Raw genomic sequence first — 21,418 nt, 5'->3', positions numbered from 1 at the left:
CGAGCCCATGATCGTCCGGTTCCCGGGGAACAGAGGCCCGCACCCTCCCGGGGTGCGGGCCTTCCTCCGTCTCTCACCGGTGCGGCAGCTCCGCCAGCGTGTCCAGCGGGTTGCGTACGTACTCGTCCAGCAGGCGGATGTACTCCTCGGCCCAGGCTTCGATGGTCGAGTGGTCGAAGAGATCCGTCGAGTACTCGAACGTCACGGTCATGACGTCGTTCTGCTGGGCCAGGACGACGTACAGCTCGTTGCGTGCCACGCCTGCCGTGGGCAGGTCGGTGACGGTGGCCGACACCGCGTCCAGGTCGAGGGCCGGAGGCGGGGTGGTGACCACGGTGAACAGCACGTCGGGGAACAGGCCGTCCGAGGTTCCCGGGGCGACCAGGTCGGCCACCTCCGTCAGCGGCAGCTCCTGGTGGTCGAGGGCCGTGAAGAGGGTCGTGCCGAGCTGGCGGACCAGGTCGGCGAAGGTGTCCGCCTCGGCCGTCCGGGCCCGCAGCAGGACGGCGTCGCCCAACAGCCCGACGACGCCCGCGCGTTCGGGATCGAGCCGGTTGGCACTGGACGAGGCCAGCACGAGGTCGGTGCGCACACCGCGGCACCGGGCGGCCCAGGCGGCGAATCCCGCGGCGAGTACTGCGTACGGTGTGGCGTCCAGCCGGCCGGCCGTCTCCGCGATCCGCGCGGGCAGGCAGCCCTCGACGGTGCGCGTGTGCAGTGCTCCCCGGCCGGACAGGGCCGGGGGCCGGGGCCGGTCGGCGGGCAGGTCCAGGGTGAGGGGCACTCCTTCGAGTTCGGCGCTCCAGAACCGTTCCAGCTCGGCACGGCGGGCCTGGTCGAGGCCGTGCTCCGCGACGGCGCAGTCGGTGAACTGGACGGCAGGCGGCGGGAGCGGGCTGCCGGTGCCCCGGCGGCGGGCGTTGTAGAGCTCCGCCAGCTCACGCCGGACGATCCCCATGGACCAGCCGTCGCAGATCGCATGGTGCAGGACGGTCAGCAGCGTCCAGCGGTCGGGACCGAGCCGTGCCAGCCGGAAGCGGAACAGGGGGGCGTGGTCCATCGCGAACGGTCGGGACGCGTGTTCCCTGCACCAGCGCTCCACACGGTCCTCGTCCCCGGAGTCCCCGGCGTGCCCTGAGCGGCCGGAGAGGTCGCTGACGGGCAGGTCCACGGGTACCCGGGCCAGCACCTCCAGGAGGTGTTCGCCGCCGCGCACCACCGCCCTGCCGCGGAGTGCGTCATGGCGTGCCACGAGGTCCGCGAGGGCGCCGCGCAGGTCGTCGGTGGACAGGTCGCCACGCAGGTCGACGCGGTGCGCGACGTTGTAGACGCTCGGGTCGGGACGTTCGTGGTGGCGCCGCCAGAGTCTGCGCAGGACGGAGGTCATGGGCACCGTGGCCCGCACCTCGCCGGTGGCGGCCCGCGGCGGCGGGTCCGCGGTCGCCGCGCCGGTCTGTTCGAGCCGTGCCGCGAGGCCCCGGATCGTGGGGGTGCGGAAGAAGTCGGCCATGGACACGGCCCGGTCCAGCTCCGCCGCCATGCGGTTCACCAGCCGGATCGCGCTCAGGGAATGGCCGCCCAGCTCGAAGAAGGAGTGGGTCACCGGGGCCCGGCTCAGGCCGAGTTCCTCGCACCACAGATCGTGCAGCGCCTTCTCCGTCGGTGTGGAGGGGTCCTCGCCCGTCGGCCGTTCCGCGGTCTCGGCGGGTTCGGGCAGGCCCTGCCGGTCCAGCTTGCCGGACGCGTTCACCGGCAGCCGGTCCAGGCGCACCCAGCGGCGTGGCACCAGAGGGTCGGGGAGTGCCGCGGCCAGCGCGGTGCGCAGGGGGGTGAGGTCGTCGTCCCCGACGGTCACGGGCACCACGTAGGCGACGAGTTCCCACTCGCCGTGGCCATCGCGCCGGGGCACGATCGCCGCGTCACGGACGCCGGGGAGTGCGGTCAGCGCGGTGCGGACCTCGGCGGGTTCGACCCGGTGTCCGCGGATCTTGACCTGGTCGTCGGTGCGGCCGTGGTAGGCGAGGGCGCCGTCGGGGCGCCAGCGCCCCAGGTCCCCCGTGCGGTACCGCACCGCCCCCGCACCGTCGGTGAGGAAGGCGGCGGCCGTCTCCTCGGGCCGGGCGTGATAGCCGTACGCCACCGGGACGCCGCCCACGTGTATCTCCCCGACGGCCCCGACGGGCACCTGCCGCCCGTCCCGGTCCAGCAGCAGGATCCGCGCGCCCGGCACCGGAGTGCCGATCGCCGGGCGGTCGTCGCCGTCGGGGTCGACGCGCTGCGAGGTGACGATGACGGAGGTCTCCGTGGGTCCGTACTGGTTGTGCAGGGCGCATTGCGGGTGGGCGGCCAGGAAGCGCCGGAACGCGTCGGTGAGCCGCAGCTCCTCCCCGGCGGAGAACAGCTCCCGCAGGGACGGCATCTCGGGGGCGGTCTCCATCAGGTACGTCAGGGGCGTGCGGGGCATGAACATCCGCTCCACGCCCCGCGCGCGCACGGCCGCCGCGACGGCTGCCGGATCGTGCCGCACCTCGTCGGCGATGAGGACGAGGGCCGCTCCCGAGGCCAGCGTGGTGAAGATCTCCTGCACGCTGACGTCGAAGGCCGGGGACGTCCACTGCAGGGTGCGCAGTGCCGGATGCCGCCGCAGGTGCTGGCGCACGAGGTTGGCCGGCCCGCGGTGGGGCACCAGGACGCCCTTGGGGTGCCCGGTGGAGCCGGAGGTGTAGATGCAGTACGCGGGGTCGTCGGGCCCCGCCCCGCCCTCCGCGGCACCGCCCGCGGGGGTGCCGTCCGCGGGGGTGCCCCCCACGGGGGTGTCGTCCGCCTCGTCGGTGAGCAGCACGGGCAGATCGGCCGCGACGCCGGGATGGCGGGCCAGGGCGGCGTCGCTCGTCAGCAGCAGGGCCGGGGCGCCGTCCGCGAGCAGTGCGGCGAGCCGCGGGGTGGGCAGCGACGGGTCGAGCGGCAGGTAGGCGGCACCGCTGACGAGCACCCCGAGAAGGGAGGCGACCAGTTCGGGGCCCCGGGGCAGCAGGACGGCGACGCGCTCGCCCCGTCCCGCGCCGCGGGCCCGCACCCGGCGGGCGACGCCGTCGGCATGGGCCTCCAACTCGGCGAAGGTCACCCGGCCCTGATCGTGTATCAGCGCGACGGCGTCCGGGGTCCGGCGGGCCTGCCGGCGGAACAGTCCGTGCAGGGTGTCCTCGCCGCGGGGCGGCGGCTCGTCCAGGTGGCCCAGCCGCGCCAGGGCCGACCGGTCGGTGTCGGTGACCGCGGTCAGTTCGCTCAGCGGCCCGGCGGGCGTGTCGAGGGCGCGGCGCAGCACCTGCTCCACGTAGTCCACGAGCCGGGCCACCGTGCTCTCGTCGAAGAGCGCCGTGTCGTACTCGACCATGAACCGCACCCCGTGCTGATGGTGCGTCAGATAGATGCTCAGGTCGAACGGGGCGCGGGCGCTCGGCATGTCCAGGAGGGTGGCGGAGAGCCGCGGCGGGTCGAATTCCACCCGGCCCTCGTTCTCGTACTCCACCATCACCTGGAACAGCGGGTTACGGCTCGCATCGCGCCGCGGGTTGACCGCGGCGACCAGGTCCTCGAAGGGGACGGCGCGGTGTTCGTACGCCGCCGTACTGCTGTCCCGCACCCGGCGCAGCAGCGCCGGGAAGTCCGGGTCGCCGCCGAGGTCCAGCCGCAGGGGCACGGTGTCGAGGTAGAGGCCGACCCGGTCCTCGATGCCGGTGGATCGGGCGGCGACCGCGGTGCCGACGACCAGGTCGCGCTGTCCGGCGAACCGGCCGAGCACGGCCGCGACGGCGGCCGTCAGCGTCATGAAGAGGGTGGCACGGTGTTCGGCGGCGAACCTCCTCAGGGCGCCGACGAGTTCGCCGTCCAGCGTGTGGGTCAGGCTCGCGCCCGCACCGGTCCTGACCGGCGGACGCGGCCGGTCGGTGGGCAGTTCGAGTTCGGGGGCCCCGCTCAGGGTGCGGCGCCAGAAGGCCAGGGACTCGCCGGTCCGGGCGGCATCCGGGCCGTCGGACGCGGGTGGTGCGGCGAGCGGCGGCAGTGCCGGGTCGCCGTGCGGCCGGGAGCGGTAGCAGGCGGCGAGGTCCCGGGCCAGTACGGCCGTCGAGGCGGAGTCGAAGACGATGTGATGGGCCAGCAGGAACAGCAGGTGCCGCTCCGCCGACAGACGGAGCAGGCGGGCGTGGAGCAGCGGTCCGGTGCCGAGGTCGAGGATCCGCCGTCCCTCGGTCTCCAGGACGGCCCTCAGCGCCTCCTCCTCCGAGGCCCCGGTGCGGTCGTCGACGGGGCAGTCGAGCCGCACCCGGTCGAGCACCTCCCGGTACGGGACGCCGTCGTGCTGCCGGAAGACCGTCCGCAGGGCCTCGTGCCGGTCGACGACGCTCTGGAGCGCCTGGCGCAGCGCCGCCACGTCCAGCGGGCCGTCCAGGCGGATGGCCTTGGGCTCGTGGTACATGCTCGTGCCGGGGTGCAGTTGCTCCAGGAACCAGATGCGGCGCTGGGCGGGCGACAGCGGCTCGCGGCGTGCCGCGGGCGCGGCCGGCTCACCCGCCTCGTCCCGCAGCCGGCGGTGGACGCGCTCCAGCACCGGCAGGGCGGAAAGGACCCGCTCCCTCGGCACTCCGAAGTCCACGAAGCAGGCGACCTCGTCCGCTCCGGCGGCCACCAGGCGCCGCACCGCCTCCTCGGCGGTGTGCTCGTCGCCGATCAGGGCGCGCGACTCGCAGTAGCGCTCGTAGGCGCGCCCGAGCAGGAACTCCACGTCCTCCTCCGGGGTGTTCTCCAGGTCCACGTCGAAGCCGAGGCTGTTCGTCACCTGGTCGAAGAGGGAGAGCGAGGAGCGCAGGTACGACACGAACGGCCGGTACGCCTCGGCCCGCGCGCGCTCGGCGTCGTCGCCGAGGTAGGTGTGGACCAGGACCACGACCCGTCCGGCCGCCGGATCGAGGCCGTGCTCGGCGCGGGTGCGCCGGTACAGCGCGATGTTCTCCGCGAGCTGCTCGACGGTCTGGGTCATCAGGTTGGTGACCACGCCCAGGTCCTCGGCGGCCGCCCGGCGGTAGCTGTCGGGGTTGCCCACCACGGCCACGTACAGGGGCAGCTGCCGCTGCACGGGACGTGGCTGCAACCGTACGTCGACGGGCTCGCCGTCGCCCGAGGTGGTCCGCAGCGGCTGTCCGGACCACAGCTGCCGTACGGTCTCCAGCTGCTCGTACATCACCTCGCGGTGCCGGCCGAAGTTCTCCGGTGCGAGCGCGAAGTCCGTGGCGTGCCAGCCGGACGCCACGCACAGGCCGGCCCGGCCGCCGGAGATGTTGTCGACGACCGACCATTCCTCGGCGACCCGCACCGGATGGTGCAGCGGCAGCACGACGGAACCCGCGTGCAGCCGTATCCGGCTGGTCCGCGCCGCGAGTGCGGCGGCGAGCACGGAGGGGTTGGGGAAGAGCGCGCCGAACGAGTTGAAGTGGCGCTCGGGGAACCACAGGGCGTGAAAGCCGTGCCGGTCGGCGAAGTCGGCGGCCTCCATGATGAGCCCGTACTTGTCGTGGGCGGTGTCGTCGGGGTAGTCACCGAAGAAGTAGAGGCTGAGTCCGCAGGCGGTGGCGGATGCCGGGGCGGGCCGGGTGGGTGCCGGGGCGGCGTGCGGGGGTGGCGTCGGCGCCGATGGCCGGCTCGGGGCGGGGGCTGTTGCGGCCGGCGTCAGGACAGGGGCGGGCGCGGGGGCCGGGATCCGGCCGGTAGCCGTCGTGGTCGGCGAGGTCGGCACGGTCTCCGTGGTCGCCGTGGTCGCCGGTCCGGGCCTGAGCACGTCGAGCTGGCGGGAGATCACCTCGGACACCTGGTCGGACAGCTTCTCCAGCAGCCTGAGTTGCTGCTCGAACAGGACGTGGGTCTCCGGGGGCGCGACGGCTGCCGGTGGCCGCGCCGCCGTGACCGGTTCCACCGGCTCCACCCGTTCGACCGGCTCCACCGGCTCCACCGGCTCCACCGTGCCGGTGTGTTCCTTCGGCTTCCCCGGTGTCCCGCCGCGCAGTAGGACCAGACGTTCGGCCAGCCTGCGCGGGGTGTCGGCCGATTCGAACAGCTCGCGCACCGGGACACGGACGCCGTGCCGCTGGTCCAGCTCGGTCGTCATGCCCATCAGGGAGAGCGAGTCCGCACCGAGTGCGAAGAACGAGCTGTCGGGTGCGACGTCCGCCGCCCGCAGACCCAGCTTGCCGGCCGTCAACTCGACGATGTCGTCGAGCAGTTCGCCGGGCACCGCGCCCGTCTCCGGGGCAGGGACGCGCTCCGGCGTCCGCCCGGCCCGAGGCGTGACCGGCACCCGCCGCAGCGGGTGGCCGGGCAGCGGCACCCGGCCCGCCCGGCCGGTGATCCGTGGCCAGTCCAGCTCGGCGCCCCGGCGGTAGAGCGAACCCAGCGCGGTCAGCAGACCGTGGACCTGTTCGGTACGGCCGCCCTCGCCCTGCCCGCTCAGCCAGCGGCTGGTGGGCAGACAGTGCCGGCCGAGTCCGGTGAGGGTGGCCCCTGCCCCGGTCTCCACGAAGTCCGCGCACCCCTGTCCGGCGGCCGCGGCCATGGCCAGGTCGAACCGGACCGGCTGCCGCGCCTGACGGCAGAGATGGTCCGCGTCCACGGTCCAGCCCGCGCGGCGGACCTCGCCGTCGGCGGTGGTCACCACCGCGGTGTGCAGGGGGCGGTACGTCACTCTCTCGGCGTGGCCGCGGAACTCGCTCAGCGCCGGTTCGATCTCGGCGCAGTGGAAGGCCCGGTCGACGGGCAGCTCCCGCCACCGCACCCCCTCCTGGTCGAGCAGCCGCTCCGCCGCCCGCACGGCCTGCGGCGACCCGGTGATGACCTGGGCGCTCGGACCGTTGAACGCGGCCACCTCGGCACCGGCACTCCGGGCGACGCGCCGCGCGGTGGGCGGGTCGGCGCGCACCGCGAGCATGGCCCCGGGCGGACAGGCCAGCTGCATCAGCCGCCCGCGCCAGGCGGTGAGCCGCAGCCCGTCCTCCAACGTCATGGCTCCGGCCGCGTACAGGGCCGCGTACTCGCCGACGCTGTGCCCCAGCAGCAGCGCCGGGCGGACACCGGCGGCGCGCCACACCTCGGCGAGTGCCGACTGGTGGGCGAACAGCGCCGCCTGGGCCGTCTCGGTGGGCCACACCCACGCACCGTCCGGCTCGGCACCGTCCAGCAGGAGCGGCAGCAGATCGCCGCGGAACTCGTCGGCGAAGAGCCGCGCGCACTTCTCCAGCGTGCGCCGGGCCTCGGGATACGCGGCGTACAGGCCGCTCGCCATCCCGCGGCGCGCGCTGCCCTGCCCGGGGAAGGCGAAGGCGAGCGGCCCGAGCGGAGCGTCCGGCACGGGGCGGGGCGCGGCCAGGGCGCGGGCGAGTTCGTCGGCCGTGCGGCCGACGGCCGTGGTGCGTGCCGCGCGGTGCGGTCTGCCGAGCGCGAGGGTGGCGGCCACGTCGGCGGCCGACAGCTCCGGCCGTTGCCGCAGCCGGTCCTGGAGCCGGCCGGTGAACTCGTCCAGGGCCTCGGTGTCCCGCGCCGATACCGGTACGAGAACGGGCAGCAGGGGTGCGGCGGCGGGGGGCGCGGGCGGGGCCTCCTGGAGCACCACATGGGCGTTGGTACCGCCGACGCCGAGCGCGCTCACCCCGGCCCGGCGCGGCACTCCGTCCGGCACCGCCCAGGGTCGCAGCTCGGTGGCCAGGGTCAACGGGCCGTTGTCCAGGCCGAGTTCGGGGTTGGGGCTGGTCAGGTGCGGGGTGGGTACGAGGGTGCGGTGGCGCAGCATCAGGATCGTCTTGATCAGTCCGGCCATGCCGGCGCAGCTGTCGAGGTGCCCGATGTTCGGCTTCACCGAGCCGACCGCGCAGAAACCGGTGCGCGGGGTGTCCTCGCCGAGCGCCCTGCCGAGCGCCTCCAGTTCCACCGGGTCGCCGAGCCTGGTGCCGGTGCCGTGCGCCTCCACGTACGAGATCGTGTCCGCCGGGACGCCCGCCGTGCGCAGGGCCCGGCGAACGACGTCGGCCTGTCCCGGGACGCCCGGTGCGCTGAAGCCGACCTTCTCGGCGCCGTCGTTGTTGACGGCGGAGCCCAGGATGACCGCGTGGACGGTGTCGCCGTCGGCCAGTGCCCGGTCGAGCCGCTTGAGCAGGACGGCGGCCACGCCGTTGCCGCCCACCGTGCCGTCGGCCTCGGCGTCGAAGGGCCGGCACCGGCCGGTGGGCGACAGGATGGAACCGGGGTGGCTGCGATAGCCGGTCCGCTGCGGCAGGTGCACGGCCGCGGCGCCCGCCAGGGCGAGGTCCGCCTCACCGCTCAGCAGCGACTGGACCGCGAGGTGTACCGCGACCAGCGAGGTCGAGCAGGCCGTCTGCACGCCGATGGCCGGCCCCGTGAGCCCGAGGCGGTAGGCGACCCGGGTGGCGAGGAAGTCCGGCTGCCGCCCGATGGCCCGGCGCATGCCGGTGGCGGGGTCCGTCCCGTCGGACGGCTCGGAGGGTTCGTACGGCTCATACGGCTCGGACGGCGAACCGGGCCCGGGTGCCAGCTGATGGTCGTACAGGTTCATGCCGGAACCCGCGAACACGCCGATGCTGGTGCCGGGCCGGGCGGACGCGTACCCCCCTTCCTCCAGGGCCTGGTGGCAGCACTCCAGGAACAGGCGGTGTGCGGGGTGCGTGAGTTCGGTCTCCCGGGGGCTCATGCCGAAGAACTCCGGGTCGAACTCCTCGACGCCGTCGAGGACTCCGGAGACCGGAACGAGGTCCGGGGCGCGCCGCTGTTCCGGGGACAGGCCCGCCTCCGCGAGTTCGTCCTCGCCGAAGACCTGGACGCTGACCACTCCGTCGCGCAGGTTGGCCCAGAACCGGTCCGCCGAGTCGGCCCCGGGGAAGCGCAGCGACAGTCCGACGACCGCGACCCGCCGGTCGGCGGCGTCGGCGTCGGCGTCGGCGTCCGAGCTCGCGTGGGTGTCCGTGTCCGCGGGGGTGCTGCCGGCGGGCGTGGGGTGCTCGCGCGTCTCCCCTTCGGCGAGCGCGCCGGTGTCGTACAGGTGTGCGGCGAGTGCGGCGACCGTCGGGTGCTCGAAGAGGGCGGTCTGGGCGATCCGTGTGCCGAGGCGCTCCTCCAGCCGTCCCCGCAGGCGCACGATGAGGACGGAGGTCATCCCGAGCTCGTAGAACGGCAGGTCGGTGTCGGCCGGGCGGCCGAGCACGGCGCCGAGTTCCTCCCGCACCAGCCGCGTCACCGCGTCGGGATCCGCCGGTGAGCGCCGTGCCGGGCCCGTCGCCGCGCCGAAGCCGCCGGCCGCCAGGCGGTCCCGGAGTTCGGTGCGGCGGACCTTTCCCGCGGGTGTCCTCGGGAACTCGTCCCGTGGAACGGGCAGGACGTGGGCGGCGGTGAGCCGCAGCCTCTTGAAAAGCGCCGCCTTCACCTCGCGCACGACGCGTGCGTCGTCGTCCGGGCCGCGGCTGACGAAGAACACGGCCAGTTCCTCCGTGCCCCGGTCCGGATGCGGGACGCCGCACGCGGCCACCTCGCCCTGCCGGATGCCGACGACGGCGGTGGCCGCCTCCTCGACCTCGTGGCAGTAGACGTTGTGCCCGTTGAGGATGATCACGTCCTTGCGGCGGCCCGTGATGACGACCTGGCCGCCGTCGAGGAAGGCGAGATCGCCGGTGTCCAGCCAGTCCCGGCCGGCGGGGAAGGCCGCCGCGTCCGCCTCCGGGTTGCCGACATAGCCGGGGGTCAGACGCGCGGGCGAGTGGACCTGGAGCCGCCCGATCCGGCCCGCGGGCATCAGGTCGCCGCTCTCGTCGACGATGCGCAGGGTGACGCCGTGCGCGGGTGCGCCGGAGGCGACGAAGGTGACGCAGTCGTCGTCCGGGGTCTGCTCGTCGGCCCGTAACAGGTCGCCGCTCAGGCTGCTCTTGAGCAGGCGATGCACCGTGCCGGGCCGGTCGAGCCGGCCGTAGGTGACGGCGGTGACGGTCTCGGCCATGCCCCACGCCGGAACCACGTGCCGCTCGCGGATTCCGTACGGGGCCGTCGCGTCGAGGAAGCGGCGCAGCACCGGCAGCGCGATCCGCTCGCCCCCGCACACCAGGGACTTGAGGCCGCCGAGGTCCCAGTGCCCCGGCTCCCGGCCGGTGAGCGCGTCCGCGACGAGCTGGTAGGCGAAGGTCGGCGCCCAGGCGTGCCGCGCCCGGTGCTCGTGGAGGAGGTCGAGCCAGCGCAGGGGCTCGGCCACCACCAGCTCGGTCGCCGCGTGGACGTTGCCGCACCCCGCGAAGACCGCGAGCAGGTGGTAGAGCAGGAAGGCGCCGCTGTGGTCGAGCGGCAGCCAGTTCACCATCGTGTCGTCCGGACGCACGTCCAGGATCCGCCGGCTGCTCGCCGCGAAGTCCGCCAGTCCGGCGTGGGTGAGCCGCGCGGCCTTGGGCACGCCGGTGCTGCCGGAGGAGAGCATCAGCAGGGCGGTGCCGTCCGCGGCGGGCTCGACGTGGTCGTCGGCCGGTGGCGCGTTCAGGCAGTCGCGCGCGATCTCGACCCGCAGCCCGGACGCGGCCCGGCCGACCGCCGCCGCGCCGGCCGCGTCACTGAGGACCAGGGGACCGCCGAGCAGTCGGTGTGCGTCCAGCAGGCGTTGGAGGGCCGGGGTGCCCGGCAGCGGAGAATCCGCGATGGCCACGGGATGCGCGCCGCCCAGCACACAGGCCCAGAAGGCGGGGAAGAACTCAGCCGGCTGCAGCCCGCACAGCACCACGGTGTCCCCTGCCCGCAGGCCGCGCTCCCGCAGCCCCCCGAGCAGCCGCCGTGCCCGGTCGAGCAGTTCGGGATACGACTGCTCGGTCGTGGTGCCGTCCGCGGCGACGGTGACGACGGCCGCCCCGGAATCGGCCCGGGCCGCTCGCAGCAGCGCCGCCACGGCGTCACCCGGATCGTCCCCCGCACGATCGGGCTCAGGGCCCCGGCATAGTGCGTGCCCCCGTACTCGTTCCATGCGAGTCCTCTTCCTTTTCGCCAGGTGTGGCGGCCGGGCGCGGCAGACCTGTGCCGCGCCGGCCGGAGGTGAACAACAGCAGAGCCACCGCCCCGCACACGGCCGTACCGTGGAAGGCGGCCACGACGGCCAGGGCGGGCAGTGACTCGAGTGCGGCCGCGGCGGCCACCGCGCCCAGCGCGAACCCGGACTGCTCCGCCGTGGCGGACAGGGCGAACAGCCGACCGCGCTGCCGGTCGGGGGCCGCCTGCAGACGGGTGGTGTAGACGATCTCGGTCCAGCCGTCCGCGAACCCCGCCGCCGCGGCCGCCATGACGAGCCCGGCCGCGGGCAGTCCCAGGAACGCGGCGGTGAAGCAGAACGACATGGCGCAGGTCCCGACGGCGAAGGCGCGCTCGCCCCACGCCGCCTCGGGCCGGCTGCGCCGGAGCGCCCAGTGGGCGAGGACGGTGCCCACCGCCCAGGCCGCCCAGAACCGGGCCATGAACACGGCGGGCTCGTCCGGAGCGGCGAGGTGGGCGACCACGGGCAGGGCGGCGTTGTGCGAGGAGGAGGCCAGGGCGTCCACGCCTCTGAGCAGGATCATGCCGAGCAGCAGGCCGGGCAGGCCGGCCGTGGCGAACAGGCGCGGTCCGCGGCGTGGCGGTGCGGCCTGGTCCTTCTCGTCGGCGGGCGCCTCGTCGTCCGTACGCGGTCGCAGGACCAGCAGGGCGGCGGCGGACACGGCGAAACTCGCGGCGTTGCAGGCGAACGCGAGCGCGTAGCCGCCCGCCGCGATGACGGGTGCCGCCGAGGCGAAGCCCAGCACCGTGGCCAGGGAGCGCGCCGACATCAACAGGCCGTTCGCCCTGGCACGGTTGTGCGAGCCGACCATGACCGGAACGGCGCTGCGCAGGGCGACGCCGAAGAACGTGTTCCCGGCTCCCAGGACCACGACCACCGCGGCCAGCAGCCACATGGGGGTGCCCGGGGCGCTGAGCGCCAGCGCGGTCATGGCCGCCGCCTGGGCGACGTCCGCGCAGACCATCACCGTGCGGCGGGTCAGGGCGGCGGGCAGCGCCCCGGCCGCGAACCCCGCCGCGAACCCGGCGAGCAGCCGCAGCGCCATCACCGCGCCGACTCCGAAGGCCGTACCGGAGACCTCGTAGGAGAACAGACCGAGCGCGATGAGATTCAGATAGTTGCCGAAGGCGGAGGTGGCATAAGCGGAGACGAGAAAACGGAATCGCCCGTTCACTTCTCCCACCGAACCCCCTCTGCCCACACGGCCGATTCATCAGTCACGTGCCCGCACGATTCTAACCGGCGCATCGGGGACCCCCGAATTCCCTTTTCCGGCTCGGCAGTTCACCGGGTTGCGCCACTGCATTTCCCGTGGAATCCACCCACGATGTCGGAAATAGCTGTCAGTTGGGTGAGATACGCGCATCACGCGAGAACCCGGCGGATCCACATCGCGAATGCCTCGGTGATCAGGGTCACGGTGAGCAGCATCAGGACGATGGTGGTCACCAGCCCGAACTCCAGCACCCGCGCGGCGTTGAGCAGTTCGAAGCCGATGCCGCCCGCCCCGACGATCCCCAGCAGCGTCGCCGACCGGATGTTGACGTCGAGCTGGTACAGCGTGTGGCCCGCCAGTGCGGGGAGCGCCCGCGGAAGGACCGCGGCGAAGAACACCTGCCACCGGGAGGCCCCGGTGGCCACCAGCGACCGGGCGGGGCCCGGATCGAGCTCCTCCAGGGAATCCGCGACCAGCTTGCCCAGCAGGCCCAGGGAGCCGACGGCCAGCGCCAGCGCGCCGGCGACCGGGCCCAGCCCGGTGACCACCACGAGAACGATGGCCAGCACGACCTCGGGTATGCCGCGCACGGCGACCGTCAGCGTACGGAACACGCGGGAAACCCGTGGAGAGGGCGAGGTGTTCCGGGCCGCCAGCACTCCCACGGGCAGGGCCAGGACCATCCCCAGCAGCGTTCCCGCGAGAGCCGTCTTCACTGTCACCCACAGCGCGTCCAACAGCCCTTCCAGCCCGCCGGGCGCGGTCGGCGGAAGATACTGGCCGAGCACCGGGGGGAGATCGGCCAGCCCGGCGGCCAGCTGCGTCGCGGACAGCTCGGCGCCCCGGACACTGGCCCAGAGGACGACGACCGTCACCACCGCGTACGCCCAGCGCCGGAGCCGGGCCGGTGGCCAAGGCGGGCCGGCGCCGGGACTGCCGGACGTCCGGCCGGCCGGCGTCCCGGTGCCGTTCACCGCGCGTCCCCGGCCTCGGACGCGGCCGGGCAGACGGCTCGTCAGCCGGTCGCGGCGTGCCTTCCCTTCCTGCACCGCGCTGCGCAGGATCGCGTGGCGGACGGTCCCGGAGAGCAGTTCCATGCCCAGGCACAGGGCGAGCACCACCACGGCCAGTGCCATGCCCCGGCGGTAGTCGAGCCGCTGGAAGGACTGGGCGATCTCGAAGCCGATCCCGCCGACACCGACGAACCCCAGCAGCACCGATCCGCGCAGATTGATGTCCAGCCGGTGCAGTGCCGTCGCGATGAACGCGGGCAGCACCTGGGGCAGGACGGCCGCGACCAGTTCCTGGGGACGGGAGGCGCCGGCCGCGCGCAGGGCCCGGCGCGGGCCTTCGTCCGCCTCCTCCAGCGAGTCGGCGTACAGCTTCGCGACCATGCCCACCGAGTGCAGGCCCATGGCGACGACACCCGCCGTGGCGCCGAGTCCGAACACCCGGACGGCCGCGATGGCCATGATCACGTCGGGAATCGCCCGCGCCAGGACGATCACACCGCGCGCGCCGCCACGGGCGTACCCGTTCGAGGTGATGTTGCGAGCGGCCAGCATGCTCACCGGCACGCTCAGGACCAGGGACATCACCGTGGCGCAGACGGCGATCGACAGGCTCTCCCCGGCCAGGCGCACCACCTCGGCGAGCGGCGGGAAGTCGAGCGGGAGCATCCGGCCGGTGAAGTCCACCGCGTTGTGGGCGCCGTCGACGAGCGTCGCGATGTTGATGCGCAGGTCGACGACGGCCCAGCAGGCGGTCACCGCCAGTGCCCACAGGGTCAGTTGGGGGAGGGCGCGAGCCGCGGCCCCGGTGCGGGGCCGGGGAGCGGTGCCGACGGATGCCGTACGGACCTTGGGATCCCTGGTCCGCGTGCGTGAAGTCATGACCGCGCACCGACGAACAGCGCCGGCTCGTCGTCTCCCTGGTAGATGCGGGCGATGTCCGTACGGCTCACGCGTTCGGCCGGGGAGTCGAGCACCATGCGGCCCGCGTTCAGGCCGATGACGCGGTCCGACCAGGTCAGCGCCGCGTCGACCTGGTGCAGGGTGCAGATGGTGGTGAGCCCCTCGGTCTGCCTGATGTCCGCCAGCAGTTCCATGATCTGCTGCGAGGACCGCGGGTCGAGCGAGCTGACGGGCTCGTCGGCGAGCAGGACGCGCGGTTCCTGCATCAGGGCGCGAGCCACACCGACGCGCTGCTGCTGCCCGCCTGACAGTGTGTCGGTGCGCTGGAGGGCCTGGTCCGCGAGCCCGACCCGGTCCAGCTGGGCCAACGCCTGCTCGCGGATCGCCCGCGGGTAGGTGACGAGCCCGGAACGCGGTCCGCGCAGTCGGCTCAGCGCCCCGGTGCAGACGTTCTCCAGCGCGGTCCTGCTGCCCACGAGGCCGAAGTTCTGGAAGATGAACCCGACCCGGCGGCGCAGGGCCCTCAGCTCCGCCTTCCCCGATCGGCTGGGCTCGGTTCCCAGCACGCTCACCAGGCCGGCGGTCGGCGCCTGGAGACCGTTGAGCAGCTGGAGCAGCGTGGACTTCCCGGAGCCGGAGGGGCCGAGCAGGGCCACGAACTCCCCCGGCGCGACGGTGAAGGAGATGCCGTCCAGGGCGCGCACCTCCCCCTCACGCCCGGCGAAGGACTTCGCCACTTCCTCCAGTCGGACGAGCGGGTCTTCGGTCATCTGCTGCTCCCCGGGCCTCGCACGACGTCGCGTATGCCGCTCACTGGTCGGCCACGCACTGCTCTTCGCCGACCAGCCGGCACACGTCGCGCACGCTCTCGAAGTCGGCGTCGTCCGTGGGAACGAAGCCCCAGTAGCCGTCGATCTTGCAGCCCTCGCCCTCGCAGAAGCCCTGCTGCTCCAGGTAGTCGGCGTTGGCCTTGGTCCGGAACGTGTCGACGATCTTCTTCTTGAGTTCCGGCGCGAGTTCGTCGCTGACGGTGAGGGGCGAGCCGGGAATCTGCTCGGACCTCCAGATGATCTCGAAGTCGCCGGCCTTCGCGTTGCCCCGTTCGACGAGCAGCTTGTCCACCATCGCGTCGTAGGCGAAGCCGCCGTCGCACTGACCGCTGCGCACGGCGAGCGCGGAGGCGTCGTGTCCGCCCGCCATCACCGGCTGGAGGTCCTTCTCCCGGACGCCGGCCTTCTGCAGTCCCGCCATGGGGTAGAGGTAGCCGGACGTCGAGGTGGGGTCGACGAAGCAGATCTTCTTCCCCTTGAAATCGGCCAGCCGGTTCAGCTTCGAACCGCGCTCGACGATGGCGTAGGACCGGTATCCCGAGCTGTCGCCCTTGGCCTCGACCTGTGCGGCGACCGGGGTGACCGCGACGCCGCTGCGGCGGGCGGCCACGTACGAGAGCGGGCCGTGCATCGCGATGTCGATCTTGCCCGCGCGCTGCCCCTCGATGACGGACGCGTAGGTCGTCGCCTTCTCCACGCGCACCTTGCGCCCGGTTTCCCGCTCCAGCAGCTTGGCGAGGGGCTCGTATTCCGTCTGCACGCTGGAGGAGCTTTCGTCGGGAACGGTCGCCAGAACCAGCTCTTCCGGATTACGGCCGTTGCCGGCGGAATCCCCGTTCCCCCGGGTGTCCGCACTCGACCCGCACGCCGAAAGCCCGAGGCCCAGCAGAGCGACAACCGCACATCTGACGAGTGAATTCGACAGGGCAGCCATTGGTTTCCCCCTTGGATGGTGATCGGTTCGATATCTGCCACAGAAAAGTGCGGGCGGTGTCAGAGGCCGAGCTGTCTCAGCAGGGCGAGACCGCTCTGGTCGAGTTGGTAGAAGACCCGCCCGCCGAGCCGTTGCTTCCAGACGATCCCCGTGTCGTTCAGCACGGCCAGATGCTGGGAGACGGTGCTCTTGGCCATGCCGAGCGCCTCCGCGACCGCGGTCGTCGTCCTCGGGGCGTCCAGCGCGCGCACGACCTGCGCGCGGCCCTTGCCGAGCAGGAGTGCCAGCCGGTCCTCGGCCTGCGGTGTGTGTTCCCGCGCGGTGAGGACGTGGAAGTAGCCGGTCGCGCGCGCCTGGTACGACATCGCCACCACGCCGCGCTCCTCCAGGAACAGCCGGATGCCGCCCGCGAACACCGTCGGCACCAGCAGCAGCTTCGACCGGGACAGGGTGACGTCCAGATCCCGGTGGTACGGCGCGGTCAGTACCGGCCGCGCCCACGCGACGCGCCCGCCCAGCTCGGTGAGCATGGGTTCGGCTCCCTCGACGGCGAGCGTACGGCCGCGGAAGAGGATCTCCTCCTCCAGCGAGGCGCGGACGGAGTTCCAGTGCGGGGCGATGGCCCGGTCCCAGTACTCCTCCAGCAACGGGACGAGGCGCTCCGCCTCCGGATCGCCGACGCTCGCCTCCCGTATGTGGTCCAGCTCCGCGGCCAGGGTGTTGCGGGCCGGGTCGGGAATGGGCACGAAGCCCGCGGGAAACGGCCGCGGGTCCGGGCGCCGCAGCGGCTCCACCAGCATCCGGACGAGATCCGCCGGCAGTCTGTCCCGCACCCGGCGGGCCCAGTCCGTGTACGGGGAGGGCGCCGCCCCGCGGTAGCGGGCCAGGATGCCCAGGCTTCCGATGATCTCCCACAGCGGGCTGAAGGTCAGCCGTACGGTGCTGAGGCTCGCGTCGTCGACGGTGAGGCGTATCACGACGCGTCCCGCCCCGGTGACCGGCGTGCCCGGCTGATGACCGGCGTCATCACACCTCCACCCGCATGGCGATGTCCTGGCAGATGGTGAGCACGTTCTTGATCCAGGGCCGCGGGTCGACGGGGTCGTGGCCCTGCATCGTCTCGATCTTCCAGTACTCGTCGAAGGAGAGCGCCCGGGGAGCGCAGGCCCTGAACCGGTTGGGCCGCCACTTCAGCAGATGGCTTCCGTACTCCCCCTCGGCCTCCAGCAGCGCGTCGATGGCATGCCCGAAGGCCATCCGGGCGGAGATCGTGGCGCTCTCCAGGTCGCCCGCCTCCATCTGCCCCAGGGCGTCCTCCACCGCGTCGTCCGCGGCGCCCAGCGACCGGACGACGACGAAGGAACGGAACGCCGAGTCCACCAGCCGCGCGCGGGTCCGCGTGATCCAGTCCTGTCCGAGGACGGGGAAGCAGGTCCCCAGGTGGGCCAGCAGCAGCTCCTCACGGCGGGTCAGCGCCTCCTCGGTGACCCGGCCGCCCTCGTACGCCTCCCAGGAGACCTTGGCGAGGGCCTGCCCGATCTGCCGCTCAAGCCAGTAGGTGACCTCCCAGCGCCTGTCCTTGCGGTGGAAGACCTCGCTGCGCACATACGGCGGGTCCAGTGGAACGGTGCTGGTCCTGCTGGTGGCCGAGACGCGTTCGGTCCGGGTGACGACGTGGATGTCGAAGTCACTGCGCGCGTTGTGCCAGCCCCGGGCCGCGGATCCCACGACGAACGCCGCGACGACCCCCTCCGGGACGAGGCCGCATTCCTGGAGCGGGGTCAGCCAGTGGGCCACCGACTCGTCCATCAGCACCTCGAAAGAAGGTCGGTGAGTTCGTCCCGGGAGAAGCGGACCGGGTTGTTGTCGAGCCGTTGGACGTTCGCGGCGGCGACCAGTCCCCGTACCTCGGCCGCGGACCCGACCCCCACCTCGGACAGGCTCATGGGCAGGCCGAGGCGGCGCGCCAGCGCGACGAAACGACGGCCGGACCCGGCCGGGTCCGACGCGCCCAGCAGCCCCGCGATGTCGTCGAGGGCCCGCTGGTACGCCGCCGGCCGGACCGCCGGCCGAAGGTCCGAGGCGCCCGCCCGGGCATGCGCGTCCATGAAGGCGCCCAGGGTGAGCGCGACCGCGTGCCCGTGGCTCACGCCGTACCGGCGCGTGATTCCGTAGGACAGCGCGTGTGCGCCCGTCGTCCTGGACAGGTTGATCGCGCGCCCCACGAGGTGGCTGCCCACGGCCATGGATCGCGCGGCCCCGGGGTGCGGGGAGCACACGAAGTCGACGATGCCGGACAGCAGCAGCCGCAGACCGCGCAGGGCGAGGCCACGGCTCTCCGGGCGACCGTGCACGGCCCAGAGGCTCTCGATGCCCTGGGCGACGGCGTCCACGCCGGACGCGGCCCGCTGGTAGGCGGATCCGCTCTCGCTGAGCGCCGGGTCGAGGACCGCGGCGTCCGGGAGCAGGGCCGCACCGGCCACCGAGAACTTGGCGTCGCCGATGTACACGACGGCGAAATGGGTGGCCTCGCTGCCGGACCCGGCGGTCGTCGGCACCAGTACGAGCTTCGTACGCCGTGTCTCGATCGCCGCCCCGGACCGGATGCGCTCCTCCACGTCGCCGGGGGGCACGTCCAAAAGCGCGCACAGCAGCTTGGCCATGTCCAGTGCGCTGCCGCCGCCCACGCCGACGACGGTGTCCGGGCGCAGGTCCCGGACCAGGGCGAGCCCCGGCTCCAGCTCGCGGATGTCCGGGTTCGGGGAGAAGCCGTGCCAGCGCCGGACCCGGGTCCGCGGTCCGAAGGCACTCAGCATCCGCGAGGCACCGGACGCCTCGAACGAGCGCGCCCCGTGAACGACGAGGACGCTGCCGGCGGACATGCCTTCCACCAGCTCCGGCACCGATGTGACGGCACCCCGGCCGTACCGGACCACGGGCTTACCGGGTTTCACGGTGCCGCCCGTTCCGCCAGCGCGCGCATCGTCGCCGTCCTGCTCTCGGCCGGGGTGGCCCGGGGACGCCCGAGGTCGGCGCGGCTGCCCGGCCTGACGCGGATCTCCAGCAGGGCGGGGCCGCCGGCCTCCCGCAGTTCGGCCACCGCGGCCGGCAGCGCCTGCGGCGAGGACACGCCGGCCGCGTGCCGGTAGCCGCAACTCCTGGCCAGCGCCGGCACGTTCACCTGGTCGATCGAGGTGGGCTGGCCGCCCACGCTGTCATGGACCCCGTTGTTGAAGACGACGTGGAAGAACGTGCGCGGGGCATGCCGCGCGGTGACGGCAAGGGCGCCCAGGTGCATCAGCAGTGATCCGTCGCCGTCCAGACACCACACCTCCCGCTCCGGCTCGCGCAGGGCGATGCCCAGGGCGATCGAGCTGGCGTGGCCCATGCCGCCCACGGTGAGGAAGTCCAGCGCCGCCCCGCTCGCGGTGCGTTCGCGATACTCGAAGAGCTCGCGGCTGAGCATGCCGGTGCTGGACACCACGACCCGCCCGGGGCCCAGCTCGTCGGCGAGGGTGACCAGCGCCTCCTCACGGCTCGGCAACCCGGCTGCCGGCTCGTCGGCCGACGGCTCGCCGGCTTCGGTCGCGGCCGGCGCGAAGGTGCCCTTCTCCACCAGCAGGACATAGGGCGTACCGGCGGCGACGGAGTGCGCGACCGCCTTCTGGACGGCCTCGCCGGCCGCCGCCGTCTCGCGCGGAAGCACCGCCCAGGGCAGCTCCAGGGCGTCCAGCAGCGCCGGCGTGATCCTGCCCTGCTTGCGGTGCTGGGGTTCGTCGGGAACGCCCGGCTGCCCCCGCCAGCCGATCAGGAGCAGCATCGGGATGCCGTAGACCTCGGGATCCGCCAACGAGGCCAGCGGGTTGACCGTGTTGCCGAGTCCGGAGTTCTGGAGGTAGACCAGCGCGGGCGACCCGGTGCGCAGGTAGTGGCCGATGGCCAGTCCGACGGCGTTGCCCTCGTTCGCGGCGATCACGTGCCCGCCCGGGGGCATCGCGCCGCCGACGCAGGCGTTGAACTCCTTGAGCAGACTGTCCGGCACCCCGCAGTACAGCGACACACCCGCTGCCGCCAGCCCGGCCGCGAGGTCCTCGGGGCGGATCACGCGGCGTTCTCCGGGATGATGGACAGTGCTTCCTTGATCGAGGCGAGCATCGGCTCGGCCTCGAACGCGCGGCCGTGCTGGAGGATCGACTCGGCGACCCTGGTCATCTGGGGATAGACCGCGCGCATGAGGTGGTTGGCGTAGATGACCATGTTCACGCCGGCGTCGGCGAGTTCGGCCTCGCGCACACTGCTGTAGCTGGTCGGGACCACCACGAGCGGTACCCGCCGGGTCAGCTTGTTGAAGTGCTTGCAGAACTCGAAAATCTCGGAGGGCTCCGACCTCCTGCTGTGGATCATGATGCCGTCGGCTCCGGCGTCCACGTAGGCCTCGGCCCGGCTGACGGCGTCGTCCATCCCCTTGTCGAGGATCAGGCTCTCGACGCGCGCGATGACCATGAAGTCATCGGTGATCTGCGCCCGCTTGCCGATGCGGATGCGCTCGCAGAAGTCCTCCACGGGAGCCTGGGTCTGCGCGACGTCCGTACCGAACAGCGAGTTGCGCTTGAGCCCCTCCTTGTCCTCGACGATGACCGCGGAGACACCGAGCCGCTCCAGGGACCGCACCGTGAAGCCGAAGTGCTCGGGCTTTCCGCCCGTGTCGCCGTCGAACACCAGTGGCTTCGTGGTGACTTCGAAGAGTTCGTTCAGCGTCTGGAGCCGCGAGGACACGTCGACCGCTTCGATGTCGGGCTTTCCCCGCGCGAGGGAGTCGGTGAGGGACGACGACCACATTCCGTCGAACTCGCGGGTCTGGTTGTCGATCAGGACCTTCGCGTTCTCGATGATCAGCCCCGTCAGGCCGTTGTGCGCCTCCAGGATCCGCACGATGTCCTTGCTGTCGAGCAGCCGGCGGAGCCTGGAGAGCCGGATGTTCGGCGTCGTTCCGATCTCCTTGACCGACCTGTTCAGCTGGGTCGACGAGATCCCCGTCGTGTAGGGGATCTCCACCAGCTCCCCGCCCCACTCCGCCAGGACCTCGATCACCCGTCGACGCGTGTGCTGCTGCACGCCCGTGCGCCAGTCGTCGCCGTGCACGACGAAGTCGGGACGGACGGTGCGGAGGTTCTCCGCGTAGTCCAGGGTGTGCTGGGGCACCACGGCGGTGACGCCCTTGAGGTTCTCGACGACCGCCCGCCGCTGTTCGTACGTCATGTGCGGAAGCCGCTTGTAGCTGGCGATCGCCTCGTCGGTCAGCAGACCGATGACGATGTCGCCGAGTTCCCCCGCCCGCTGGATGATGTTGATGTGCCCCGGATGAATCAGATCGGCGCTCATACCGACATAGACAACCGGCTTTTTCACGCGATT

The 21,418-nt window shown here is 73.0% G+C and carries 10 protein-coding genes; all 10 read right to left on the bottom strand.

All coding sequences use genetic code 11. The annotated features are described in order from the left end of the window. Positions 1-73: 73 nt before the first annotated feature. The 10 genes from ACFU95_RS02685 to aepX all read right to left on the bottom strand — a co-directional run bounded on the left by ACFU95_RS02685 (position 74) and on the right by aepX (position 21,412). Positions 74-11,047 (bottom strand): amino acid adenylation domain-containing protein, encoded by a 10,974-nt coding sequence (locus ACFU95_RS02685; RefSeq protein WP_383820704.1) that lies wholly within the window; start codon positions 11,045-11,047, stop codon positions 74-76. Beyond that, positions 11,007-12,284, bottom strand: coding sequence for an MFS transporter (locus tag ACFU95_RS02680; protein ID WP_383821393.1), 1,278 nt, complete (start codon positions 12,282-12,284; stop codon positions 11,007-11,009). The genes ACFU95_RS02685 and ACFU95_RS02680 overlap by 41 nt, the downstream gene beginning before the upstream one ends. Positions 12,285-12,475: 191 nt before the next feature. Next, complete coding sequence (gene phnE, locus ACFU95_RS02675) at positions 12,476-14,218, bottom strand: phosphonate ABC transporter, permease protein PhnE (protein WP_383820701.1); 1,743 nt, start codon at positions 14,216-14,218, stop codon at positions 12,476-12,478. After that, positions 14,215-15,009: a phosphonate ABC transporter ATP-binding protein gene (gene phnC, locus ACFU95_RS02670; protein WP_383820699.1), complete on the bottom strand. Its 795-nt coding sequence runs from the start codon at positions 15,007-15,009 to the stop codon at positions 14,215-14,217. The genes phnE and phnC overlap by 4 nt, the downstream gene beginning before the upstream one ends. Before the next feature lie 40 nt (positions 15,010-15,049). Further along, positions 15,050-16,003 (bottom strand): phosphate/phosphite/phosphonate ABC transporter substrate-binding protein, encoded by a 954-nt coding sequence (locus ACFU95_RS02665; protein WP_383820697.1) that lies wholly within the window; start codon positions 16,001-16,003, stop codon positions 15,050-15,052. A 59-nt stretch (positions 16,004-16,062) separates the two neighbouring features. Continuing rightward, positions 16,063-16,980, bottom strand: coding sequence for an ArsR/SmtB family transcription factor (locus tag ACFU95_RS02660; protein WP_383820694.1), 918 nt, complete (start codon positions 16,978-16,980; stop codon positions 16,063-16,065). A gap of 49 nt (positions 16,981-17,029) precedes the next feature. Beyond that, positions 17,030-17,812 carry a nucleotidyltransferase domain-containing protein gene (locus tag ACFU95_RS02655; protein ID WP_383820692.1) on the bottom strand — a complete coding sequence of 261 codons (783 nt, stop codon included), beginning with the start codon at positions 17,810-17,812 and terminating at the stop codon, positions 17,030-17,032. Further along, on the bottom strand, positions 17,812-18,957 hold the full coding sequence (locus ACFU95_RS02650) for a phosphonoacetaldehyde reductase (protein WP_383820689.1): 1,146 nt from the start codon (positions 18,955-18,957) through the stop codon (positions 17,812-17,814). Before ACFU95_RS02650 ends, ACFU95_RS02655 begins: the two co-directional genes overlap by 1 nt. Continuing rightward, positions 18,954-20,108 (bottom strand): phosphonopyruvate decarboxylase, encoded by a 1,155-nt coding sequence (gene aepY, locus ACFU95_RS02645; RefSeq protein ID WP_383820687.1) that lies wholly within the window; start codon positions 20,106-20,108, stop codon positions 18,954-18,956. Before aepY ends, ACFU95_RS02650 begins: the two co-directional genes overlap by 4 nt. Further along, complete coding sequence (gene aepX, locus ACFU95_RS02640; protein ID WP_383820685.1) at positions 20,105-21,412, bottom strand: phosphoenolpyruvate mutase; 1,308 nt, start codon at positions 21,410-21,412, stop codon at positions 20,105-20,107. Before aepX ends, aepY begins: the two co-directional genes overlap by 4 nt. Positions 21,413-21,418: the final 6 nt, after the last annotated feature.

Source organism: Streptomyces sp. NPDC057623, from assembly GCF_042800355.1.
Classification (GTDB): Bacteria; Actinomycetota; Actinomycetes; order Streptomycetales; family Streptomycetaceae; genus Streptomyces.
Note: the sequence above shows the minus strand (reverse complement) of the source record. Positions and strands in the feature narration are given on the sequence as shown.

Excerpts from the sequence above, each read along its gene's own strand:
- ACFU95_RS02685 (WP_383820704.1), bottom strand. The coding sequence starts at position 11,047 with ATGGAACGAGTACGGGGGCACGCACTATGCCGGGGCCCTGAGCCCGAT.
- phnE (WP_383820701.1), bottom strand. The coding sequence starts at position 14,218 with ATGACTTCACGCACGCGGACCAGGGATCCCAAGGTCCGTACGGCATCC.
- phnC (WP_383820699.1), bottom strand. The coding sequence starts at position 15,009 with ATGACCGAAGACCCGCTCGTCCGACTGGAGGAAGTGGCGAAGTCCTTC.
- ACFU95_RS02665 (WP_383820697.1), bottom strand. The coding sequence starts at position 16,003 with ATGGCTGCCCTGTCGAATTCACTCGTCAGATGTGCGGTTGTCGCTCTG.
- ACFU95_RS02655 (WP_383820692.1), bottom strand. The coding sequence starts at position 17,812 with ATGGACGAGTCGGTGGCCCACTGGCTGACCCCGCTCCAGGAATGCGGC.